Origin of the sequence: Embleya sp. NPDC127516, assembly GCF_044765325.1 — a bacterium.
Taxonomy (GTDB): Bacteria; Actinomycetota; Actinomycetes; order Streptomycetales; family Streptomycetaceae; genus Embleya.
On the sequence record NZ_JBIWJT010000011.1, the window covers coordinates 124,691 to 147,096 of the forward strand.

At 73.2% G+C, this 22,406-nt stretch carries 20 protein-coding genes and 1 tRNA gene; 11 read left to right on the forward strand and 10 right to left on the reverse strand.

Annotated elements, in window-relative coordinates:
- Positions 1–182: 182 nt before the first annotated feature.
- A complete protein-coding gene (locus ACIRL2_RS22405) occupies positions 183–2,768 on the reverse strand; it encodes a serine/threonine-protein kinase (protein ID WP_402234150.1) in 2,586 nt (861 codons plus the stop codon).
- Positions 2,769–2,833: 65 nt separating this feature from the next.
- On the reverse strand, positions 2,834–3,475 hold the full coding sequence (locus tag ACIRL2_RS22410) for a hypothetical protein (RefSeq protein ID WP_395863265.1): 642 nt from the start codon (positions 3,473–3,475) through the stop codon (positions 2,834–2,836).
- Between the two features lie 781 nt (positions 3,476–4,256).
- Between ACIRL2_RS22410 and ACIRL2_RS22415 the strand changes: the two genes are divergently transcribed.
- Positions 4,257–4,787, forward strand: a complete 531-nt coding sequence (locus ACIRL2_RS22415) for a cell division protein SepF (protein ID WP_395863263.1) — start codon at positions 4,257–4,259, stop codon at positions 4,785–4,787.
- A 61-nt stretch (positions 4,788–4,848) separates the two neighbouring features.
- Here ACIRL2_RS22415 and ACIRL2_RS22420 read toward each other — a convergent pair whose 3' ends face one another.
- The gene (locus tag ACIRL2_RS22420) at positions 4,849–5,436 is read right to left on the reverse strand and encodes an NTP transferase domain-containing protein (protein WP_402234153.1); all 588 of its coding nucleotides are present in this window, start codon (positions 5,434–5,436) and stop codon (positions 4,849–4,851) included.
- 259 nt (positions 5,437–5,695) lie between these two features.
- Positions 5,696–5,769 (reverse strand) — tRNA-Lys (locus tag ACIRL2_RS22425).
- Positions 5,770–5,975: 206 nt separating this feature from the next.
- Here ACIRL2_RS22425 and ACIRL2_RS22430 point away from each other — a divergent pair.
- From ACIRL2_RS22430 to ACIRL2_RS22465, 8 genes are all read left to right on the forward strand, one after another.
- Positions 5,976–7,319 (forward strand): hypothetical protein, encoded by a 1,344-nt coding sequence (locus tag ACIRL2_RS22430; RefSeq protein WP_395863258.1) that lies wholly within the window; start codon positions 5,976–5,978, stop codon positions 7,317–7,319.
- 44 nt (positions 7,320–7,363) lie between these two features.
- Positions 7,364–9,421 carry an AAA family ATPase gene (locus ACIRL2_RS22435; RefSeq protein WP_402234155.1) on the forward strand — a complete coding sequence of 686 codons (2,058 nt, stop codon included), beginning with the start codon at positions 7,364–7,366 and terminating at the stop codon, positions 9,419–9,421.
- Positions 9,414–10,688 carry a hypothetical protein gene (locus ACIRL2_RS22440; RefSeq protein ID WP_395863255.1) on the forward strand — a complete coding sequence of 425 codons (1,275 nt, stop codon included), beginning with the start codon at positions 9,414–9,416 and terminating at the stop codon, positions 10,686–10,688. Before ACIRL2_RS22435 ends, ACIRL2_RS22440 begins: the two co-directional genes overlap by 8 nt.
- Positions 10,689–10,695: 7 nt before the next feature.
- Positions 10,696–11,157 carry a hypothetical protein gene (locus tag ACIRL2_RS22445; protein ID WP_395863253.1) on the forward strand — a complete coding sequence of 154 codons (462 nt, stop codon included), beginning with the start codon at positions 10,696–10,698 and terminating at the stop codon, positions 11,155–11,157.
- The gene (locus tag ACIRL2_RS22450; protein ID WP_402234157.1) at positions 11,157–12,038 is read left to right on the forward strand and encodes a hypothetical protein; all 882 of its coding nucleotides are present in this window, start codon (positions 11,157–11,159) and stop codon (positions 12,036–12,038) included. The genes ACIRL2_RS22445 and ACIRL2_RS22450 overlap by 1 nt, the downstream gene beginning before the upstream one ends.
- Positions 12,035–14,602: an Hsp70 family protein gene (locus ACIRL2_RS22455; protein WP_402234159.1), complete on the forward strand. Its 2,568-nt coding sequence runs from the start codon at positions 12,035–12,037 to the stop codon at positions 14,600–14,602. The genes ACIRL2_RS22450 and ACIRL2_RS22455 overlap by 4 nt, the downstream gene beginning before the upstream one ends.
- A gap of 1 nt (position 14,603) precedes the next feature.
- The gene (locus tag ACIRL2_RS22460) at positions 14,604–15,011 is read left to right on the forward strand and encodes a hypothetical protein (protein ID WP_395863247.1); all 408 of its coding nucleotides are present in this window, start codon (positions 14,604–14,606) and stop codon (positions 15,009–15,011) included.
- A gap of 68 nt (positions 15,012–15,079) precedes the next feature.
- A complete protein-coding gene (locus ACIRL2_RS22465; RefSeq protein WP_402234161.1) occupies positions 15,080–15,643 on the forward strand; it encodes a Uma2 family endonuclease in 564 nt (187 codons plus the stop codon).
- A gap of 14 nt (positions 15,644–15,657) precedes the next feature.
- Here the strand turns inward: ACIRL2_RS22465 and ACIRL2_RS22470 are convergent, their stop codons facing one another.
- The 6 genes from ACIRL2_RS22470 to ACIRL2_RS22495 all read right to left on the reverse strand — a co-directional run bounded on the left by ACIRL2_RS22470 (position 15,658) and on the right by ACIRL2_RS22495 (position 20,248).
- Positions 15,658–16,581 (reverse strand): M56 family metallopeptidase, encoded by a 924-nt coding sequence (locus tag ACIRL2_RS22470; RefSeq protein ID WP_395863244.1) that lies wholly within the window; start codon positions 16,579–16,581, stop codon positions 15,658–15,660.
- Positions 16,582–16,585: 4 nt separating this feature from the next.
- Positions 16,586–16,969 (reverse strand): BlaI/MecI/CopY family transcriptional regulator, encoded by a 384-nt coding sequence (locus ACIRL2_RS22475; RefSeq protein WP_395863242.1) that lies wholly within the window; start codon positions 16,967–16,969, stop codon positions 16,586–16,588.
- Between the two features lie 45 nt (positions 16,970–17,014).
- Complete coding sequence (locus ACIRL2_RS22480) at positions 17,015–18,064, reverse strand: cation diffusion facilitator family transporter (RefSeq protein WP_395863476.1); 1,050 nt, start codon at positions 18,062–18,064, stop codon at positions 17,015–17,017.
- A 38-nt stretch (positions 18,065–18,102) separates the two neighbouring features.
- Positions 18,103–18,348: a hypothetical protein gene (locus ACIRL2_RS22485; RefSeq protein WP_402234163.1), complete on the reverse strand. Its 246-nt coding sequence runs from the start codon at positions 18,346–18,348 to the stop codon at positions 18,103–18,105.
- Entirely contained in the window at positions 18,308–18,697 is a 390-nt protein-coding gene (locus tag ACIRL2_RS22490; protein ID WP_402234165.1) for a hypothetical protein, read from the reverse strand. Before ACIRL2_RS22490 ends, ACIRL2_RS22485 begins: the two co-directional genes overlap by 41 nt.
- Positions 18,698–19,045: 348 nt before the next feature.
- The gene (locus ACIRL2_RS22495; protein ID WP_402234167.1) at positions 19,046–20,248 is read right to left on the reverse strand and encodes an amidohydrolase family protein; all 1,203 of its coding nucleotides are present in this window, start codon (positions 20,246–20,248) and stop codon (positions 19,046–19,048) included.
- A gap of 212 nt (positions 20,249–20,460) precedes the next feature.
- Here ACIRL2_RS22495 and ACIRL2_RS22500 point away from each other — a divergent pair, with 212 nt between their 5' ends.
- Both ACIRL2_RS22500 and ACIRL2_RS22505 read left to right on the forward strand, forming a co-directional pair.
- On the forward strand, positions 20,461–21,471 hold the full coding sequence (locus ACIRL2_RS22500; RefSeq protein WP_402234169.1) for an acetamidase/formamidase family protein: 1,011 nt from the start codon (positions 20,461–20,463) through the stop codon (positions 21,469–21,471).
- Between the two features lie 83 nt (positions 21,472–21,554).
- Positions 21,555–22,256, forward strand: coding sequence for an endonuclease V (locus ACIRL2_RS22505; protein ID WP_402234171.1), 702 nt, complete (start codon positions 21,555–21,557; stop codon positions 22,254–22,256).
- Positions 22,257–22,406 lie beyond the last annotated feature (150 nt).

The window sequence follows — 22,406 nt, forward strand, 5'->3', positions numbered from 1 at the left end:
GAGCAGGTGTCTCGCGGAGCACGTGCGTCGGTGGAAACGGGCACATGCCCGCAACCTCGTTCCCGTTCCCGCTGCGCGCGCTTTCATGTGTCACGGATGGAGCGGTCCGTCCCTCGCCCGGCGCTCCGTCCCCGGGTCACGGTGGGGGCCGTCGCTCGGTGACTCGACCCGCCGACCCCGGCTCATGCCTCGTACGCGACCACCGATGCCGCCGGCCTCGCGGAGTTCGAGGACTGCCACTGGCCGAGATAGGCGTTGCCCTTCGCCAACACCACCCGCGACGAGACGGGCGCCGGCAACACGACCTTCCAGGCCGGTTCGCCGGTCTTCACCCGCAGCGCGAACAACTGCGCGACATCGTCCCCCGTCGCGTCCGCCGCCGTGGCGTCCATCGAGACGTACACCTTGCCGTTCTCCACGACCGGTGTCCCCAGTACGCCGAAGGACGGCAACTCGCGCGACCACACCACCACGCCGGTCCTCGCGTTCAGCGCGTAGACCTTGCTCCTGGTCACCGACGTGGGCGGCTCGCCCGTGGGCGACGCGCTCGCGGTGCTGCTCGGCTTCACCCCCGCCTGGACCTTGGAGGGGTGGTTCGTCACATAGACGACGTCCCCCACCCGGGTGATCTCGCCGACGTTGCGTGCCTCCATCTCGTACTTCCACATCTCGGCGCCGGTCACCGGATCCACCGCCACCACGCCCGACTTGGCCGTGTCGTCGGCGCCGTCGTAGGCGAGGTACGCGATGTCGCCGGCGAGGGTGAAACCGCGGCTCTGCCCGCCCTTGACCGAGATCGGACCCCAGGCCGGCGCGCCGGTGGCCGCGAACCGGGCGTAGCGCTGCCAGGTGTAGACACCGCCGCTGCTTCCGGAGGTCACCACAGTCAGTACCCGCTCGCCGGCCACCACCACGTCGCGGCCCCAGGGACAGTCCTTGAACGGGATCTCCCACTTCGGGTTCCCGTTGCGTTCGTAGGCGCGGATCACCGACGGGTACGAGGAGTACCTCGGCTGGGCGAACACGTACACCATGCTCCCGGTGAACACCGGCGTCGACGGCATTCCGGCGTCGCCGGTCATCTCCGCCCTCCACACCTCCTTGTTCCTGGTCACGTCGATCGCGACGATCCGGCCGGCATCGGGTGAGGTCGAGTTCTCCTCGGAGACGCCCAGGTACAGCACGTCGCCGTCCAGGGCCGCCGGCAGGTTGACCCAGCGAGCGGCGTACTCCTGGCTCCAGCGCTGTTCGCCGTCGCCCAGGGCGAAGGCGTGCACCGTGCAGATCGAGGGCTGGGTCTTCTCCGCCGACGCCGAACCGTCGACCGTCCAGGAGACGACGAACACGTGGTCCTTCGCGGTCAGCGGCGCGGACACCGAACTGCCCGCGGTGGCCTTGCGCCAGACCTGCTTGCCGGACTCCGCGTCGATCGCGGTGATCTGGCCCTTGGCGCCGCCCACACCGTCCGCGACGTGGTAGACGAGATCGCCCTGCACCTTCAGCGACGAGGCGGCGGCGGCGCCGGCCGCGTACTGCCACACCTGCTTGCCCGGATCGGCCTCGTCGCCCATCAGCAGCCACCCGGCGCCACCGCCCATCGCGGCCACCGCGAGCGCACCGCCGCCGAACAGGAAGGCGCGACGGGCCAACGCCCTTTTCTCGGGCGGGGGTTCCGGCATGCCGACGGTCGGTGGCAGGCTCGGTTGCGGTGGCGGCCTCTTCCGGCCGGCGGGCGGCGCGGACTCCGCGGCCCGGGTCTGCCCGGCGCTCGCGCCGTTCTCCACCCCGACGCCCAGCGCCCGGGTCGGCGGCTCCGTGACCTCGCCCGTCGGCTCGACCGGCGAGAGCGCCGACCCCGACGCCGGTGCCGGTGCCGCCGGGTCTCCCAGGTGCCGCCGCTCCAGTTCGGCCGCGAGCGCAACCGGCAGCCACGACGTCGTGGCCGGCGGCTCGTCGTCGCCCATGAAGCGATTCAGCACGGCGGTCGGCGTGGGTCGCCGGTCCGGGTTCTTGTCCAGGCACTCGGCGAGCAAGTCCCTTACGCCGTCCGGCACTTCCGCCAGTGTCGGTTCGTCGCGCAGCACCCGCATCATCATCTGCAACTGCGGCACCGGCGCGTCCTGGTGGAACGGACCCTGCCCGGTGGCCGCGAACACCAGCACCGAGCCGAGCGAGAAAACGTCGCTCGCCGGTCCCAGTGCTCGACCACCCGCCTGCTCCGGCGACATGAACGCCGGCGACCCCACCACCCGTCCGGTCCCGGTCAGACCTTGGCCGCCTTCGTCCACCGCGCGCGAGATGCCGAAGTCGATCACCCGCAGCCGATCGCGGCCCAGTACGACGTTGGACGGCTTGAGGTCGCGATGGATCAGGCCCGCGCGGTGGATCGCCATCAGCGCCTCGGCCAACTGGGCACCCAGGATGCGCAGCGCGCCCTCGGGCAGTGGGCCGTACCGGTTGATCGCCTCGGACAGCGACAGCCCGGTCAGGAACTCGGTTGCCAGCCACGGGGGTTGCGCGTCCGGGTCGGCCTCGGCGATCGGCGCGGTCCACGCGCTGTCCACCCGCCGGGCGAGGTCGATCTCACGTCGGAACCGGTCCCGGAATCCGTGGTCGGTCGCGAACTCGGGACGGACGGTCTTGACCGCGACCCGCACTCCGCTCGGAGACGTGCCGAGGAACACCTCGCCCATCCCGCCCTCGCCCAACCGGCCGCGCAGCCGATACGGCCCGAGCCGTATCGGATCCCCGTCGCGCAGTTCTTCCATGTCTACCGTTCCCCGTTCCGGCCGTACAGGAGTGGCTACTTTAGCCGCCGCCCGTCGGCCCGAATTCAGCCGCTTCCCCCTCGGAAATACCGTTGCCAGACCTGGGTCTGTCGGGTCTCCGCGTGGTCGGGGCCGAGTACCCGGACGAAGTCGGCGATCAGCGGGTCGTACAGGGCCAGCGCCTCGCCCCGGTAGCCGGCGAGTCCGCGATTGATCGCGTGGCCCGCGCGCGCCACCAGCGACTCCAGGCAGTCGGCGCCCAGGATCCGGATCGAGTCCAGGGCGAGCGCGCCGTACATCCCGGCGGCCCGGAGCGGATCGCCGGACTCGCCGGTGAACCGGGCCAGGAAGCTGCGCGCGGTCAGCGTGCTCTCCGCCTCCGGCCCCAACGCGCGGGTCATGTCGGCGACGATCTGGATGAACAGCGCGACCGCGCGCGGTGCCTCGCCGCCCTCGCCGGTGAACCGGGCGTGACACAGCCGCATGTCGAGGGTGACCCAGTCGCCGGGGCCCAGGTGCTGCGTGGCGACCGGGATCAGGCCGGCCAGCAACTGCGCGGCACGCCGGGGATCGCCGTCCTGGCCGACGAAATGCGCGTACGCCCGGCGGATGTTGAGCGTGTCGCGATCGGTGCTGCCGAGCACCCTGCTCGCGACCTCGCCGAGGTGGTGGTAGAGCCGGATGGCCGCGGCGGGATCCTCACGCATCCCCCAATCCCAGACGACTCCCACCTGTTCGTTGATGCGGGCCCGTGAGGGATACGGCTCTTCGAGCGGACGAGGGGGCCGCACGATGCGGAAAGGCGAATCCATGCTCACCTCCGAAGATGTCGCATCCGAGTGTGCGACCTGCCCCCGGTCCACCGGTAGAGGTGCGCCGGGGCGGACCGCACGGGATTCCCGGGGTCGGGTACGGGGCTTGCCGAGGGCTCGCGCGGGCACGTCGGTGATCCGCAACGGCCCTGCCGGTCAACGGGGTTCGGTCATCCCAACGCTTTGCTGCGGGCCGGGGTTCGGCCGAGCGTCGCGGACCGGGCGTGGGAGGTGGAAAGGCGGTGGGGCGTGCGGTTCCTCGCGTGCTTCCGCGCCCGCCGTCCTTCCGGTGCCGCGCTCGCTTCCTCGTTGGGATCCGCGCCCGCGTTCGCTTCCGCTTCCGCGCCTGCCTCCGCTTCCGTTCTCCGCCCGAATCCTCGCGCGTTTCCTGCGCATGGCGTCGGAATTCCCGACTTTCGTACATCAGTTCGAGTTATTGTGTTCGACCGGTGCGGGTCGGAATTACGATGCGGTTCGATTCGGAATGCACGGATAAAGATCTCAAATGGCGTCAGAAGCCGCACTGGGTACGCCCGTTCGAGGTTGCTTGGATGATCTGTCCGTTTATAGGCGCGTCGTTCGACGCATCAGACCCGGCACTCGCATACAGTTCGGTCGAGTGGAGGATGACGAGATAGCCCGGACGGGGCCGGGACGAGCGGACGCGGAGGTGCCCATGGGCGCATTGCGCAAGGCCGGCTCGTGGCTCGGGATCGGTTCGGGGGACGTGGACGACGACCTGTACCGCACCGGCGCGGGTGCCTACGAGACCGGTACATACGACGCAGACGACGACGACACGGGGTCGCGCTGGGTCTACGACGACGAGCCCGAGGAGTCGCGTTCGCGTGCCCTGGAGGGCAGCGTGGTTCCGGCGTCGGAGGTGTTCGCCGCGCGGGCGGCCGCCACGGAGACGCCGGCTCGGCCGAGCACGCGCATCGCCGTCGTACACCCGAAGAGCTACCACGAGGCAAGGGCGATAGGCGAATACTTCCGGCAGGACATTCCGGTCGTGATCGACCTGACGGCGATGGACGAGTCGGACGCCAAGCGGGTCGTCGACTTCGCCTCCGGGCTGACCTTCGGTCGGCGCGGCGCGATCGAGCGGCTGGCGAAGCGGGTCTTCCTGCTGATGCCGGCCGACGCACGGCTGCTGACGGGCGACCCGTCCCAGCAGAACCACGACGGGTTCTTCAACCAGGCGTGACCCGCGCCGCACACAACGCCTCGCGCGGACCCGGGCCCCGCCGGCTCGGGTCCGCGCGCCGTCAGGAGTCGAGCCGGTCCAGGTCGGCGGGGGTGTCGATGTCGTACGGGTCGGCGATATCGGCGCACTCGATCAGACGTACCCGGGCGCGCTGCGCGGCCAGCAGGGCCCGGGCGCCGGCGTCGCCCTCGGCGGTACGCATCAACTCGGGCCACCAGGCGCGGCCGAGCAGGACGGGGTGGCCGCGGGTGCCGGCGTAGCCCGCCGCGATCAGGTCCTCGGGGTCGCCGGCCGCGGCGATCAGGCGCGCGACGGCCGGGGCGCCGACGCCGGGCATGTCCACGAGGGTGACCACGACCGCGTCGGCGTCGGTGGGCAGGGCGGCCACTCCGGCGGCGAGCGAGGAGCCCATACCGCTCGCCCACTCGTCGTTGCGCACCACGACACAGCCGGTCAGATCCGCCTCGGCCAGTACGGCGTCGGCCTCGGCGCCGAGCACCACGACGACCCGCTCACACCCGCCGCGCACCAGTTCGCCCACTCCGAACTCGACCAACGGCCGGCCCCGATGCGTCAACCGCGCCTTGGCCCGCCCCCCGAGCCGTCGCCCACCACCGGCCGCCAACAACAACCCGACCACAGCAACCACGGAATGCTCCCGTCCTTGTCCCCACCGATACCCAGACCGTCACCCGAACCGCCCCGACGCACGGCGGCGGGCCCGAGCGCGCCGCGCCGGAGCGCGGTGCACCCGCGGGCTCGGTGCGTGACGCGACGGGCGGAGCGGGCGGGCACACCCTACGAATCCCCAGCGTGCAGCGTCAGCTCCGCGAGTGCCCCGCCCTAGAGGGTGTGGACGACGAGAAGGGCCCGCCGAAATCGGCGGGCCCTTCTCGATGTTGCCGCTGTGCGCCGCCAGGGACTCGAACCCCGGACCCGCTGATTAAGAGTCAGCTGCTCTAACCAACTGAGCTAGCGGCGCTTGCTGCGAGAGAAATACTACCCGATGTTCGGGACCGTTCTCACCCGGGTTTCCCGGCGCGAGGGGCCTCACCGCCGGTGACGATCACGTTACGGGGACGGGTTCACCGGGTGCGCTCCCTGGTGTTGGTGTGGCCGAGTACCGTGCTGCTTGTACGTCGTCGCGATCGGTCCCGTCGGGCTGTTCGTGCTCGCGGGGGAGACGCCATGTCGGATGCCGGGGCGGTACGGGCGTTCCGGACGGCCACGCATCGGGAGGGCGAGGTGGAGCCTCGACTCGTCGCGATGCGCGACTTTCTGGCCAACGCCTCCGACGCCGAGGTGGCCCGCAACCGGGGCCTGATCGAAAGTCAGATCGAGGCGGTGGCCGCACAGCAGTCGGAGACCGCCGCGCGCATGCTCGCGGAGGTGCTCGGGCGCGACCCGCAGGGTCGCTATCCGCGCGCGGTGGACGCGGTGCTGCGCTGGTGGGTGGTACAGCCGGGCGACGGCTTCACCGAGACCTGGAACACGCTGGAGCGGGCGTTGGCGAACGGCCCGCGCCCGCTGGAGCGGGCACTTTTGGACGTTCTCGGCGGCCTGGACCCGCGCGCGCCGGTCCGGCACTGGCGGGTCGCCGCGACCACGCGCGTGCTCGAACGCCTGGAGGAGCGCTTCGAGCAGCCCTCGCGACACCCCGACCACGACCTGTGGCGGCTGCTGCCGGTGGTCGCGCCACCCGGTGCGCCGACCGGGCGCGGCGACTGGGCGTGCGTGCTGGGAGATCGGGCGGCGGCGCGCGGCGACGAGGCCGAGGCGCGGACCTGCTACCGGCTCGCCTTCGAGCAGGGCTACGCCGCCGCGGCGCCGCGACTGGCCCACCGGCTCGCCGTCGAGGGACATCGTGAGCTGTCCGCCGGCGACCCGGCCCGCGCGGTCCGGTTCCTGTACGAGGCGGCGATGCTGGACCCGGACCACGCGGAGTACCGCGAGTTGCACCGTGCCGCCGTCGCGGCCCGGGACGGCGGGCCGGCCGCCGGCGCTCGGCCCGGCTCGGCGGCGGCCCTGTTCACCGAGGCGGTCGACCTGCTGGAGCGCGGTGACGACATGGGCGCGGTACGGCTGCTGCGGCGCGGTCTGCCCGACGCGGAGGCCGACGCCCGGGCCGCGGCCGGAAGCGCGAAGGGAAGCGGCGCCGCCGACCGGCCGCACCCGGACACCTGGCCCGTCCGGCTGTTGCTCGGCGCGCTGGAGGACCACGACACGATGGTGGCCGGCGCCGCGCGCGACCTGTTCGAGCGGTACGGCGCGGCCTGGTCGCGGCGCACGCCACTGGGCCCGGGCCTGGTGCTGCACCGGGTCACCCGCGCCGACCCCGAACTGGCCGCCGCGCTGGTCGAGTCGCTGCCGCCGGAACTGCGCGCCGGCCGGCTGGGCCAGGCCGTCTCGACCGCCGCCGCGTACCGAATACTGGCCCTGGGCGTGCGGGCCCTGGGCGCGGGCCGACCGGAATCGGCCCGGGCTCGGGCGGAGCTGGCCGAGCGACTGCTGACCGGCGGCGACGAGGCGTGAACCGACGCGACGTGGACGGCCGGCGAGGCAGGGGAGAAGGCGACGTGGACACGGACATCCTGGGAGTGCCGGAGCGGGTGTTCGACAGCGGCCTGCTCGCGGCCACGCGTCGGTTCGGCACCGCCGCGGCGGTGACGCGCGAACTGGGCGCGGACACCGTCGAGGTCGCGCACGCGCTGATCGCGCTGGCCCGGATCGACGGCGGTCGAGCCGCGGGGCTGTTCGACCGCCAGGGCATCCCGCCCGACGTGCTCGCGGCCGGCCTGCTCGGCTCCGGCGGGCTCGGCGGCGGGCTCGGCGGCGGATCCGCCGGTGCCCTCGTCGCCGATCGAGTCGGTCTCGATCCGGGCCGCAACGGCCGGGCCCCGGCCGGCGTGCTCGGCGGCCTGCCGGTCACCGCCGACCTGCGTGCCGCCTTCACGGCCGCCGCCGATGCCGGGCTCATCGACGAACGGGCGCTGCTCGTCGAGTTGTTGCCCCGCCTCGAGGCGGGCGCGGTGGACCTGCTCGTCGGCTACGGCCGGGTCGACCTGGCCGCGTGGCAGGCCGAGGTGGCCACACCGCGCCGGGTGGTCGAGGTGTTCCGGCCCGATGGGTCGATCGATCCCGCCGCGTTCGGTCCCGGCGCCCGCCGCGTGCTCGCGATGATGGCGACCGAGGCGGCCGGCCTCGGCCACGAGCGGTACGGCATCGCGATGCTCCTGCACGCGCTGGCCACCACCCCGGGCGGCCTGCTCGAACAGGCATTCCTGTTTCTGCGTCGGGACGTACGGGCGCTGCGCGAACAGACCATCACGCTCACCGGTACCCGAGGACACGGCGCGGCGGGCGCCGGTCCGGCCGAGCCGGACGAGTCGCTGCGGTCGACCCTGCGCCGGGCGGCGACCTTCGCCGCGACCGGAGCCGGCCCGGGCGGGGAACCGGGCGCCGACCCCGACGTGGGCACCCCGATCACCGAACGCGACCTGCTCGCCGCGCTCCTGGACACCCCCAGCGGCCTGGCGGCCGGCTTCTTCCGCGACATCGGCCTGGACCTGGACCGACTGCGCCGATTCGCCGACACCTACTACCGCGAGCCGGCCGAGCCCGAGCCGAGCCGGACCGCCGAACCGCTCTCCCCGGAGGAGGCGGTGCGCTGGGTGCGATCCCGGCTGATCGGCCAGGAGAGCGTGGTCGAGCGGCTGGCCTTCCACATCGAGCTGATCAAGCGCTCGCTGACCCGGGGCTTTCGGCCGGACGACCGGCCGCGCGCCGCGCTGCTGCTGTGCGGGCCCAGCGGCTCGGGCAAGACGATGACCGCGCGCCTGCTCGCACAGGTCGTCTACGGCTCGGAGGAGGACGTACTGGTCTTCGAGATGGGCCAGTTCAGCGCGCGCGAGTCGATCAACAACTTCATCGGCGCGCCGCCCGGCTATGTCGGCTTCGGCGAGGGCAAGTTGACCAACGGACTGCGCGACAACCCGCGCCGGGTCTTCCTGTTCGACGAGGTGGAGAAGGCCGACGCGCGGGTGCTCGACGCGCTGCTGCGACTGCTCGACGAGGGCCGGATCAGCGATCCGGCGGGCCCGGTCCGCGAGGCGCACGACGCGGTGGTGATCCTGACCACCAACCTGGGCGCGACCCACTCGGCGGCCGAGGCGGTCGAGGACGACGTGGACAGCGTGGAGAACCTGATCGGCTCGATCCTGGCCGAGGGCTCGACCGGCGGCAGCGCCGCGAGCGCCCGGCTGCGGCGCACCATGGAGGGCTTCTTCCGGCCCGAGTTCCTCAACCGGGTGGACGAGGTGATCCTGTACTCGCCGTTCGGCCCCACCGAACTGCGCGGCATCGCCGAGAACGGCCTGGCCCGGCTGGCCGCGCGGCTGCGCGAGCAGCTGGGCGTCGAGTTGGGCTGGACCGACGAGGCCGCCGACCACATCGCCACCGTGGCCTGGCGCGGCCGACCGGAGGAGGCCGCGCGCGGCGTCAACCGCTGCGTCAACGCGGTCGTGCCGGGCGTCCTGCGGCTGCTCGACGAGGGCGACGCGGCCGGCAGGCCGATCACCTCGGTCCGGGTCCGCGTCGTGGCGGACACGCTCGCGGTGGGGAGCGACGATGACTGACCGGGCCACGCTGCGCGCGTTCGCCGCCCGCCTGCGCGAGTACGGCGCCGACGCCGACGCGGTGGACGGCGAGGCGTACGAGAGCCTGGGCGAGGGGGCGGAGGCGCAGCCGTGGAGCGCGCGGGCCGAGGAGTTGTGGACCGCCGGCGGCGGCTTGTGGCGCACCCACCACCTCGCGGTCGCGCTGCACGCGCGCGCCTACGACCTCGAACTGGCCGCCGACCACGAGGCGGCCTTCCCGTACTGGAAGCGGGCGTTGGCGCACTGGGCCGAGCTCTACCACGACAGCGCGTTCTGGGACCGGATGCACGAGCACCTGGAGACGGTCGGCGGCGCGCCGGTCCCGGCCGGGACCGTGCAGGAGGTGCGCGAGCGGCTGCCCCGGGACCTGCTCGCGCCGCACCTGACGCTGGCCGCCGAACACCGGGTCGGCGATCCGCCGCGCGCGCGGGCCCATCTGGACCTGGTCCGCGAGTCCGGCTTCCCGCGCTCGGCGATCCTCGGCGCCCGGGGCGACCTGGTGCGCGAGGTGTTGGCCGAGGTGTCCCGGGACGTCGAGGAGGGCCGTTTCGACGACGTCGTCGAACAGCTCGCCTCCTGGCTCGCGGTGGATCCCGGTAACCTCGGACTGGCCCGGGCCCTGCTGTACGCGACCCGGCGGCACATCGAGATCGTGGTCGCCGCGCCCGGCTGGGCGCGCAAGATCGAGGCGCTGGTCGAGCGGGTGGCCCGCCTGGTGCTTCCGGCCTGGGACGAGGTGGGCACGCCCGAGGGCTCGTTCGCGGTCGAGCTGGCCCGGCACGAGTACTGGCGCGGGATCGTGGTGCGCGAACTCGAATCCGGCCCGGCCACCGAACCCGCCACCCTCGAACAGGCCGCGCTGCGCTCGGGTCGGCACCTGCTGCGCGCGCTCGAACTGGACCGCGATCTCGCGGTCAAGAGCATGTACCGCGACGTGGAACAGCTCGCCGCCGAGGAATGGGCGCTGGCCGCCACCGCCCGACAGCGTCAGGGCCTGCCGGACGGTCACGTCCGCGACGCGCTGCGCCGGGCGTTGGCGATGTCCGCGCCGGGGCCGTGGGGACGGCTTTTCATGGCACGGGTGTTGATCAACCTGGACACCGTGTCGCCCGACGATCTGGCCACCGCCCGCCGGCTCGCGGACGAGGTGGCCGCCGATCCGGACGCGAACCATCCCGACATCGCCAACGCGCTCCGAGGGGTCGTCCTGTCCCTGGCCTCGGCGCGTGGGCCCGAATGGAGTTGAGCGCCCCATGAGCAGCGCCGTGAACGAGCCCGCCCGGGAGAACCCCTGGGCCTGGCAGGCCGGCCGAAATCCCTATCGGGGCACCGCCTTCCAGATCCTGGACCTGGCTCCGGACCTGGCCGGCCGGGCGGCGATCAAGGCGCGGGTGCGCAAGCGCAGACAGCGGATCGCGCGCGGCGCGGAGCGGTTCCCGGTGCACGGTCGGGTGCTCGCCCCGGCCGACGTGAACGCGGCGGAGGAGACACTGGCGGATCCGGCCGGGCGGCTGTCGGCCGAACTGCTCACCCACCGGCCCGAGCGGCCCGGCGCGGATCCGGCCGAACTGGCCGAGGAGTTCGCCGAGTTCGATCCGCCGGAGGCGTCCGGCCCGGTGCGGATCGGGATCGATCGACGCGTGCTCGCGGGTCTGGTGCCGGCGCCCGCGCCGCGCGAGTTCGTACCGTTGTGGACGGAAGAAGGGGCGCACTGATGGCAGCGACACCGGAGCGGGCCCCCCTCGTGGCGGACCCGCCGGCGGATCCCGAGGCGGACCCGATGGCGATCACCGAGAGCGAACGGCCGGTGCCCGAGCGCCCGCTCGACCCGCCGTTCGCGCTCGTGTACGACGTGGTGCGCGGCGCGGCGCGCGAACGCGAGGCGGGCCGCGAGGAGATGCGCAAGCGGCTGGAGTCGACGCACGAGCGCTACACCGGTCTGGCCGCGGACGCCGCGGTCGCGCTGCACGAACTGCGCGGCAGCCTGGAGGGTGAGCCGGTACCGGCCGTACTGGCCTCGATCGCCCGGCGGTTCGCCACCGCGCTGGACCGCGCGGGCGTTCGCTTCGACGACCCGGTGGGCGAGGCGTACGCGGCGGTGGGCCGTCGGGTGGACGTCGCGCACGCGCCCGACAGCGGCGACGAGAGCGCGATGATCGTGGCCAGGACGCTGCGGCCGGGCGTGCTGCTCGACGACGGCGAGGTCATCAGGCGCGCGCAGGTCGTGCTCGGCTTCGTGCCCACCGCGGCCCAACGCGAGGACGCAGCGCGTGCGGAGCGGGGACCCGCCGATTCCGGTGTTCCGGCCGAGCCCGATGCGCGGGTGGAGTCCGACGCGCCGGTGGAGCCCGAGGCACCGACCAAGTCCACCGCGTCGACCGAGCCCGAGACTACGGCCGAGCCCGAGACCCCCGCCGAGCCCGAGACCCCGGTCGCACCCGAGACCCGGGCCGAGACCGACGCGCCGGGCGAGCCCGAGCCGAGAGCCGGCAGCGCCCGGTCGACCGCCGAAGAACCCCCGGCCGGGTCGGATCCGACCCCGCCGAATCCCGACACCTCGAACGACGCGAACCACGAAGGCGGTACCACCGGATGAGCATCGTGGTCGGCATCGACCTGGGCACCACCAACTCGTGCATCGCCATACCGGCCGACGCCGAGATCCCCGGAAAGGCCGAGTTGATCGCGGCCCGCCGGCTGCGGTCGGTCGGCGACTCGCTGATCGTGGCCAATCCGGACCGTTCGCCGACCACACCCTCGGCGGTGTGGATCGATCCGAGCGGCAAGGCGATCGTCGGCCAGTTGGCCAAGAACAAGGCCCGCCTGCCGGGCGCCCCGCCCGCGATGTTCTTCAAGCGGAACATGGGCACCGACCAGGTGGTCACCGCCGGACACGCGCGCCTGACCCCGCTGGAGGCGTCGACGCACATCCTGCGTCACCTCAAGCAGGTGGCCGAGGAGGCCCTGGGCGTGCCGGTGGAGCGGGCCGTGGTGACCGTCCCGGCGTTCTTCGAGACCCGGGCCAAGAACGAGACCACGCGCGCGGGACAGGCGGCCGGCCTGGAGGTGGTCGAGACGCTGATCGAGCCGGTGGCCGCGGCCCTCGCGTACACCCACGAGCGGGCCCGCGAGCTGACCGAGCCGCAGACCTTCCTGGTCTACGACCTCGGCGGCGGCACGTTCGACACCTCGGTGGTCACCTGGGATCCCGAGGTGGGCTTCGAGAACCGCTCGTTCAGTGGCGACCGCTATCTGGGCGGGTTCGACTTCGACCGGCGGATCGTGTCCTGGATCGCGGCCCAACTGCCCGAGTACGACCTGGCGATCGACAGCGAGAACCCCGCCGACGGCAAGGTCGAGGCACAACTCCTGTCGGTCGCCGAGGGGGCCAAGCACGACCTGTCCCGCTACCCCGAGACGGAGATCGTCAGCCAGTACTGCGAGGACCGGCGCGGTACCCCGATGAACATCGGACTGCCTATCCGCCGCGAGGAGTTCGAGGAGATGATCGCGGACCGGATCCGCGGCACGCTGGACGACTGCGACCGGGCGCTGGCGCGGGCCGGGATGACCGCGGCCGACCTGGACGAGATCGTCATGGTCGGCGGCTCGTCCCGGATCCCGCTGGTGGCCACGATGCTCACCGAGCACTTCGGGCGCGGCCCTCGGCTGCTCAACCCCGACCTGTGCGTCGCGCTGGGCGCCGCGATCAAGGCCGCGAACGTGCCCAGCCGCAGTGGGCACCTGGAGTTGGACCGCCCCGAGGCGCTGCCGCCGGAGACCGACATCGGCGGCCGGGTGCTGGCCGGACCCGCGCTGGCCTCGCCGGCGGGTGCTCAGGTGCTGCTCAGCTCGGACGACGGGCGGGTGTACCTGACCGAGACGGCCGACGCGGAGGGCCGCTTCCTGTTCGCCGACGTGCCGTTGCGCGACGGCGAGAACGGCTTCACCGTGCAGGTGTTGGCGCACGGACGGGAGATCGAGTCGCGGCAGTTGACGATCGAGTCCGACGGCAAGCCCCGTTCGGACGCGACCGGCGATGTGCTCGCGCACGACTTCTCGGTCGAGTTGGTGGACGGGCTGCACGTGGTGGTCCGGGCCGGGACGATGGTGCCCTACCGCACCGACTTCCGCCTGGAGACCGCCTCGCAGGGGTCCAGTCTGCGGGTCGGTCTGGTCGAGGGCCTGGTGCCGATCGGCGAGGTCTCGATCCGGGACCTGCCCACCGACGTGTCGGTCGGCTCGACCGTCGAGGTGACGCTCGAGTTCGAGGCGGGCTGGACGATCCGGGCCGAGGCGCGGCTGCCGCAGGTGGGCGCCGAGGGCAGCGCGGTGATCGACATCCCGCGTCGGGAGATCCCGGGCTGGCCGGAACTGGCCGAGCGGCACCGGCAGGTGCTCACCGGCTGGGCGGAGAAGCGGGACGCGATCCCGCCGGCGGACGCGATCCGGGTCGGCCCGGCGCTGGATCGACTACTGGCCGAGATCGCCGAACTGGTCCGGGACCGGATCGACGCGGGCAAGACGCACCACAAGATCCTGGAGGCGGAGACGCTGGTCCAGGGCCTGCGGGTGGCCACCACGGCGGGCAGCGCGCTGAACCCGGCGATCGGCGAGTTCGAGGACAACCTCGCCTTCCTGGCCCGGCTGGCCGACCGGCTGGTCGACCACGACCCGGTCGAGGCGGAGCGCTTCCGGGGCGCGGTCCCGGGTCTGCGCGCGACCGGGCGGGCCGCGTACGCGGCGGGCAACAAGATGGACTGGCACCTGGCCAACGAGGCGGTGCGGGACCGGATCAACGCGGCCGAGCGGATGTTGCACGGGGGGCGCTCGCCGCAGCAGTTCACCGCCGCCGAGTTCCAGGTCGCGGTGCTTCAGGAGGTCGAGTACCTGCGCCGCTCGATCCAGGAGATGGACCAGGCCTCCGCCGGCCGGCACCGGGCCGACGCGGATGGCTATCTGCGCGAGTTGGACACCATCGCCGAGGACGCTGCCGAGGTGGACGTGCGGGACGAGGCGGCGGGCAACCGCCGGTTGGTGGAGATCTATCGAGGTCGGATCATGCCGCTGCGGGCCCGGGCGGACCGCTGGATGGAACAGATCCGGGAGGGCTCCCCGCACATCGGGTTGCGGCTCCCGAAGAGCTCCCTGGAGAAATGACATGGCGTTCGCGATCACCTGCCCCCTGTGCCGCCGCCGGATCGCCGACCTGACCGAGCGCTGCCCGGCGTGCGGCGGCGACCTGGGCGCACTCGCGGGCCTCGTCGAGTTGGCCGACAGGCACTTCAACGACGCGGTCCGGTCGGCCCGGCGTGGCCGCTGGAACACCGCGGCCGAACACCTGGCGGTCACCCTCGCGCTCAACCCGGCCGACGCCGAGGCCCGCCAACTGCTCACCAAGGTCCGCTACCACCAGGACCCGAGGACCCTCCCGGACCGCCTGTGGCGCAAGGCCCGCACCCGCCTGCCGTACGGCGAACGGCTCCCGGCGCAACTCCCCCGCGAAGCGGACCTGCGCCGCCTCCTCGACGTCGCGAGCAAACGCCTCGCGGCGCGGAAACCGGGGTGACGAGCCGGGTGCTCGGTGGCGCACGGACGGACCATGGTCGCGAAGCCCGGCGACCTACCATGGGGGACATGGACCGCGAGGAGTTCGACCGGCTGACGGCCATCGCCAATTCTGTCCGCACGCCGTCCAACTACAAGATCGAGATCAGCGACGGCACGCTCGTGATGATGACCGGCCCGTCCGGCATCCACGAGTTCATCGTGCGCCGGCTGCGGATGCGCATCGAGCGCGGTATCGCCGGACGCGAGGAGTGGGCCGGGATGGCGGTTCACGGGGGGATGGACGTCCTGGACGACGCCAACCTGATAAGGCGCAATCCCGACGTTTGCGTCTTTCCGGAGGATGATCTCCTCACCGTCGAGAATCATGTGCCGGCCGCCGACGTGCGGCTTGCCGTCGAGGTCGTCTCACGGTCGAACCCGGAGAACGACTGGGAGGCCAAGTTGCGCGACTACCCGCGCATGGGCATCCCGGTCTACCTGATCATCGACCCTCGTCAGGGCACGATCGCGGTGTACTCCGAGCCGAAGGGCGGTCGCTACACCGCGCGAGCCGCCTACGCGTTCGGCCAGGACGTACCGCTGCCGCGGTTCGGCTTCTCGATCGCGACGGCGGACTTTCCCATGTACTGATCGCGCGGCCGGCCTCACAACACGTGGTCGGCCGTGCGCAGGATGGCGTGCAGGTCGATGGCGGCGTCCCAGGTGGCCCAGGTGGAGAGGGCGGCGCCGCCGAGGGCGATCAGGGTGGCCGCGCCGGGGCGGCTCCACGGGGTGGGCCAGCGGTCGGTCGGAGACGGGCCCAGCAGCGCGGCCACCCGGCGCGGGACCGGGCCGCCGGTCGCGGCCATCGCGCCACGCGGTGCGGCCGGTCCGGCCAGCGCCGCCTTGCCCACCGCGCGGGCCACCACCCGACGGTCACCCACCACGCGCGCGGCGTCCTCGTCCGCGCAGCGCTCCAGCGCGTAGCCGATCGCCGTGCGCATCGGCCGCAGCAGCGGATGCGCGCACATCGCCAGTGTCGCGACCAGCAGCACCCGATCGTGCCGGCCGCTCAGATGCGCCCGCTCGTGGGCCAGCAGCGCTCGCCGCTCGTCCGCGTCCAAGCGCGCGAGCAGTGACGCCGAGACCACGATCCGCGGCCGCCTGCCCGGCAGCGCGAACGCGGTCGGCGGTCCGGTGGGCAACACGGTCAACTCGGTGCCGCCGGCCGTCGGCACCCCCGCGCGCAGCAGTGTCAGCGCGCGTCGGCGGCGGCCCAGGACGACCGCCGCGCACAGCAGCGCCGAGGTCAGCGCCGCGCTCGCCAGGGAGCCGATCACCTGGACGTTCGGAATCGAGGCCCGCACCTGCGGATCGGACCAGTGATCGGGCAGCGGTACCCCCGGGAGCTGGGCCGTGCCCACCACGGTGAGCAGGCCCAGGCTGATGGTCGCGCACAGGGCCAGGACCGAGGTCAGCGCGGTGAGCAGGACCACCACCCGGCGCGGCGCGAGGTGGTCGGCCGCGAGCCGGGCCACGGGCACCGAGGTTATCGGCAGCAGCAACGGCAGGTAGACGATCCAACGCACGCGGCTACGACCCGCTCTCGTCCAGCAGTCGGCGCAGCAGCGCCTCGTCGTCGGTGGACAGGTCCGAGACGAACCGCGCGAGGACCGCCTGCCGGTCGCCCTCCTTGTCCAGCACCTGCCGCATGCGTCGCGCCGCCAGCCCGGCCTCGTCGTACACCGGCGCGTACACGTACGAGCGGCCCGACCGGGTGCGCTGGAGCACGCCCTTGTCGTGCAGGCGGGACAGGATGGTCACCACCGTCGTGTACGCCAACTCGCCGGACAACTGCTCCTGTACCGCGCCCGCGCCCATCGCCGTCGGCGACGTCCACAGCAGCGACAGGATCTCGGACTCCAACTCGCCGGGGCCACGTCGCGCGGGTGATCCGCCTGCTCTGCTTTCGGTCACTTCGGCCTCCGGTGGATGGGCACAACGCCCCGGCAGCCTAAACGGTCACCCTTCGCGATCGGCGACGCGTACCTGTTCCTCCAGCTCACGGCGCCGCGCCGCGGCCCGGTCCCGATCGTGCTCGCCCGCGTCGGTGATGTCCAGAAACAGTTGCTCGATCTCGGGCCATCGCTCGCGGATGGCGGCCTTGATCCGCACCGCGGCGATCTCGACGTCCTCGCTGTCCACGCCCTCGGTCAGGTCCACGCGTGCCGCGAGCAGCACCTGTCCCATCCCGATCCGCATCGTGTACACCTTGGTGACCGTGTCCACCTCGGGCTGCTCGTCGAGGAAGCGCTGTACCTCCAGTTGCAGCGCCGGGTCGGCGGCCTCGCCGATGAGTTGGTCGCGGGAGGCGATGCCGAGCCGATAGGCGACGTAGACCAGGAGCAGACCGATCCCGATCGACGCGCCGCCCTCCCACACCACGTTGCCGGTGAGTTCGTGCAGCGCCATCCCGATCAGCGCGAGCGTGACGCCGAGCACCGCGGTGGCGTCCTCGGCGAGCACCGTGCGCAACGCCGGGTCCTGGATCGCCCGCGCCTTCGCCAGCGGCCCGCGCGCACCGCTCGGCGCGTCCCGGTACATCTGCCGCACCGCCCTGACCAGCGACGCGCCCTCGGCGATCAGCGCCACCAGCAGCACCGCGTAGCCGACCAGGTAGCCGGTCGGGCTCTCCTCGCCGGACTCCCGCATCGCGTGCAGCCCCTGGTAGAAGGAGAAGCAGCCGCCCATCACGAAGATGCCGACGGCGGCGAGCAGCGACCAGAAGTAACGCTCCTTGCCATAGCCGAACGGGTGTCGTGCGTCGGGCGCGCGCTTGCTGCGGCGGATCGCGGCGAGCAGGAAGATCTCGTTGCAGCTGTCCGCGACCGAATGCGCGGCCTCGGAGAGCAGCGCGGGCGACGCGGTGATCAGTCCGCCGACGACCTTGGCCAGCGCGATCGCCAGGTTCGCACCGAGCGCGACCAGGACCGTGCCCTTGGTGTCGCTGTCGTCGCCGGGCAGCCCGGCGCTCCCGCTCGTGCCGGGCCCGGGCCCTTCTCGTTCGTCCACTTCGTTCACGAGGCGGCGTCTACCCGTCGGGCGCGGGCTCAGGCTTGGTAGCCGCGCATCGGGACGTCGAGCAGCACCTCGAAGTCCATCGGCGGATCGGCCGGGAAGCGTCCGCCCTCCTCGATCGCGGACCAGCCCAGTACGGCGGCGGCGAACACGTACCGGTATTGCCTGGCCCGCTCGGGGTCCGCGCCGCCGAGCATGAACGCGGCGACCGCGTCGTCCTGGATCCGCAGGCCGACGTCAGGCGGCGGTGACCACCGGATCCCGGGAGACGAGGGCACGCGCCTCGGCGCGGTCCACCCGGATCGCACAACCCTCGGCGCGCAACGACTCGACCAGGACGTCGTGCCGCCGGCCGCGCGTGCGAACCGGCTCGGCGCGTGCCGGGAACAACACCGCCACCCGCCGCTCCGGCAACCCTCGGACGATGCCGGCCGGCGCCTCGACGAGCCGATCGTGCTCGTCGAAGACCACGCTCAACGGCGCGTCCACCCCGGACGCCTCCCACGCGGCCACCAACGCGTCCCGCGCGACCCGCTCACCGGCGTGCGTGACGTGCACGGCGATCGCCCGCCCGGCCGTCCCGCGCGCGGCGGTCAGCTCCGCGACGGCGGCGTCGTCCATCCGCATGATCGGCACCACGACGACCCGAGGACCGCCCTCGGGAGCGCGGCACCGGCCCGACGGATCGAGGCGGTGCGGCGGATCCCGTCGACCCGACGAATTGCGGCGAACATGGCGGCCTCCTTTCGACCACCCCCAGCCTCCCCCCGGATCCGCCCGCCCGGCCCACCCGTTGACGCGCTCATGGCGCTGCCGGCGGCAATCCGAGCGCGTCCCTGACCCGACCAAGCCGGCGATCGTGTTCGATGTCCGTCGGGGCCCTGCCGCGCCGGTCGGGCGACGGTGTTCCCGGGTCGGCGGCAACGGCTCGCCCGGCGGCGTGCGGGCCCGCGTTCGGCGCCGGTCCGGGTCGAGCTACGCGGCCTCCGGCACCGCGCGGCCCGTTCGCCCGGGTCGCGCGGTGCCGGCGAGACGGGCGAGGCGGGTGCTGCCGGCGACCACCCGGCCGGCACGGATGGCGACGCGGTCCTGCGGGCGGGTGCGCAGCGCCTCGGGCAGGGAGTGCGCCCGGACCGCGAACAGGTCGGCGCGGGCCCCCGGTTCCAGACCGCCGGCCTCCACGCCCAGTACGCCCCGCGCGTGCCCGGCCACCGCGGCCCAGGCCCGGGCGGGCGCCAACCCCGTGGCGGCGGCGGTGGCCAGCGGGTCGGCCAGACCCATCGGGTGCCCGGCGTCGCGCAGATGGTCGCCGCCGGCCGCGACCGTGACGCCCGCCGCGACCAGTTCGCGGATCGGCAGCCCACAACCGCGCTCCGACGGCAACGCCACGACGCGCATCCCGGACGCGGCGATCGTCTCGCCGACCCGACCCAACGCGGACGGCGAGAGCCGGTTCAGGCCGGCCAGATGACTGGCCGTGACCGGCCGGTCGAAGCCCGACGCGCGCAACAGCCGGGCCAGGTCGCCGACCACGAGCAGGCGCGGATCGAAACCGTCGTCCAGGTGCAGGTCGAGCCCGACCTCGACACGATCCGCGAGCCGCAGCAGCCGGCGGATCTCCTGCCGGCAGTCCGGCGCGAACCTGGGTCGTCCGCCGATCACCCGCGCGCCCGCGCCCACCGCGTCCACGATCGTGCGATCACTCGTCCCCGGGGTCGGGACGGCGACGATCTGGAGGTCGAGGAGCCGATGGAACTCGGCGCGCAGTTCGGCCATCACCTCGACCGAGCGCAGCGGCGTGCGGCCCTCGCCGATGTCCAGGTGCGTGCGCACGGCGGTCACCCCGCGGACGACCAGCGTTCGCAACACCTCGCGCGAGCGCCGGCGCAGATCGCCGGGTCGATAGCGGGCGGGCCGCACCTGCCAGGACCGCCACGCGCCGTCGCGTCCGTCCGGATCCGAGCCCACCGGCTCCCAGGTCAGCGCGCGATCGAGGTGCAGGTGCGGCTCGGCGGGAGCCGGCAGCAGCAGATAGCCGGTCAGATCCAGCCCGGAGCCGGCCCGCGAGTACGGCCGACCCGGCTCGCGCAGCACCCCGATCCGACCGTTGCGCAGCACCACGTCACGCGTACGCCCGTCCGGCAGCGTGGCGCCGAACAGGGTGATCGTGTCGCTCATCGCTACCCCCTGGGACTTGAATCCGCGACCCCGATCCGACGCGGGGTCGAGGAAACGCCCCGATACCGCGTCGCCGCGCCGCCCGACCCACTGTGACCGGGCGCTGTTGCGGCGGCGTTTCGGCGCCGTTAAGGACCACCCCTTCGGGGGCGAAACGGGCACGTAACGTGCGCGACGCCGACCGGCAACGGCGAACCCGTACAACCGACCCCATGACCATCACCGAGGCGCGCCCCGTCGCCGTACCGGGTCCCCGACGGCACCGGCAACATTTGTCGTCCAGGCCCGGCACCGTCCTGTGGGGTTGGCTGCCTGGTGCCCGGGACCGGCCGGTGGCGTTCGTCGAATCCGGCGAGACGCTCACCGCGGACACCGTCTCGCACGAGGGCCTGCTCGGCGACCAGGGCCGCGACCCGGTGGCCTTCTTCGGCCGGCACCACATCCGGGCCGATCGTGTCCCGGAGGACCACCGCGCACTGGCCGCCTCCGACCTCGCGCACGACCGCGCCGTGGACGGTCCGCACGTGATCACCGGCCCGATCTCGGTGGCCGGCGCCCGCCCGGGCGACGTCCTCGCGGTGCACCTGCTCGAACTGCGCCCGCGGACCTCCTACGGCGTACTCACCGAGCGGCACGGTCGCGGGCGCGGCGCGCCGCCGGTCACGGTGTGTGCGATCCGGGACGGTCGGGCCCGGATCCCGACCGCGACCGGCGACCTGACCCTGCGACTGCGGCCGAGTCTGGCGGTACTGGGTGTGGCCACCTCCGACGGCCTGCGCCGGTTGTCCACCCGGGTGGGCTCACACGGCGGCAATCTCGACCTGCCGATCCTGGGCGCGGGCAGCACGCTCCACCTGCCGGTGCAAACCGCCGGCGCGCTGCTCTACCTCGGCGGCCCCCGCCTGGCACACGGCCACGGCGCGGCGCTGGAGGGAGCGCTCAAGGTCACTCTGCGCGTCGAGGTGATCCCGTACGAGCGGGCCCGCGCGCGATTCGGCAACCCGCGCGGCCCGTTCGTGAGCACGGCGGACGCGCTGATCCCGCTGGGCATCGGCGCCGATCCGACCCTCGCGCTGCGTCGATGCGCCGCCCAGGGCGAGGAACTGCTGTGCTGCGGCCACGGCCTGACGCGCGATCAGGCCCGCGCCTACCTGGGTGCCGCCGCCGAGTTCGGCACTAGCCGCACCGGCGTGCACGCCCGGGTCCCGCTGCCGGGGCGGTGAGCGTCGAGCGCGACCTTCGGTGGTGCGGTCGGGGATATCGGCCGCACCACCGAGGGTCGCGCGCGGGCGGTAGCGTTTCGCGGATGAGCACCTCTTTCGCGATCGACGCGAGCGAGCCCTGGCCGAGCACGGCTGCCGAGGGGTTGGCCGTGCAGGATCGATTGCGGCCGCTGGTGGACACGGTCGGGCCCGGGCCGGGGCCCGCGCAGGTGCGGTTCGTGGCCGGGCTGGATGTGGCCTACGCCGAGGACTCGGACGAACTCGCCGCCGCCGTGGTGGTTTTGGACGCCTCGACGCACGCCGTGGTGGAGCGGTCGGTGGTGCACGGCGTGGCGACGTTTCCGTATCTGCCCGGGCTGTTCGCGTTCCGGGAGATCCCGGCGTTGTCGGCCGCGCTCGAACGGCTGGACACCACACCGGACCTGCTCGTGTGCGACGGTCAGGGGCTGGCCCATCCGCGCCGGTTCGGGTTGGCCTGCCACCTCGGCGTGCTGACCGGGCTGCCGACCGTCGGGGTCGGCAAGACGCACTTCGTCGGCACCTACGAGACGCCGGGGGACAAGCGCGGCGACGCCGCCGACGTCGTGTACGAAGGAGACGTGGTGGGGCGGGTGTTGCGCACCCGCGACGCGATCAAGCCGGTGTTCGTCTCGATCGGCCACGGTGTCGACCTGGATACGGCCTGCGCGCATGTGTTGGCCCTGACCCCGCGCTATCGCCTCCCGGAGACCACCCGCCAGGCCGACCAGGCCTGCCGCCAGGCGCTGAAGAGCACCCGGCCGTAAACCGCCGGCCGGCCCGCGCACCCGCCCGCGCCCACCCGACGGTGCTCCGCCGGGACGATGCCGCCGCCACCACCGCGACGGCATGGAAGAGCCCCCCGAACCACCTGCGCAAGGTGGTTCGGGGGGCTCTTCGGTCACCGGCTCCCCAAG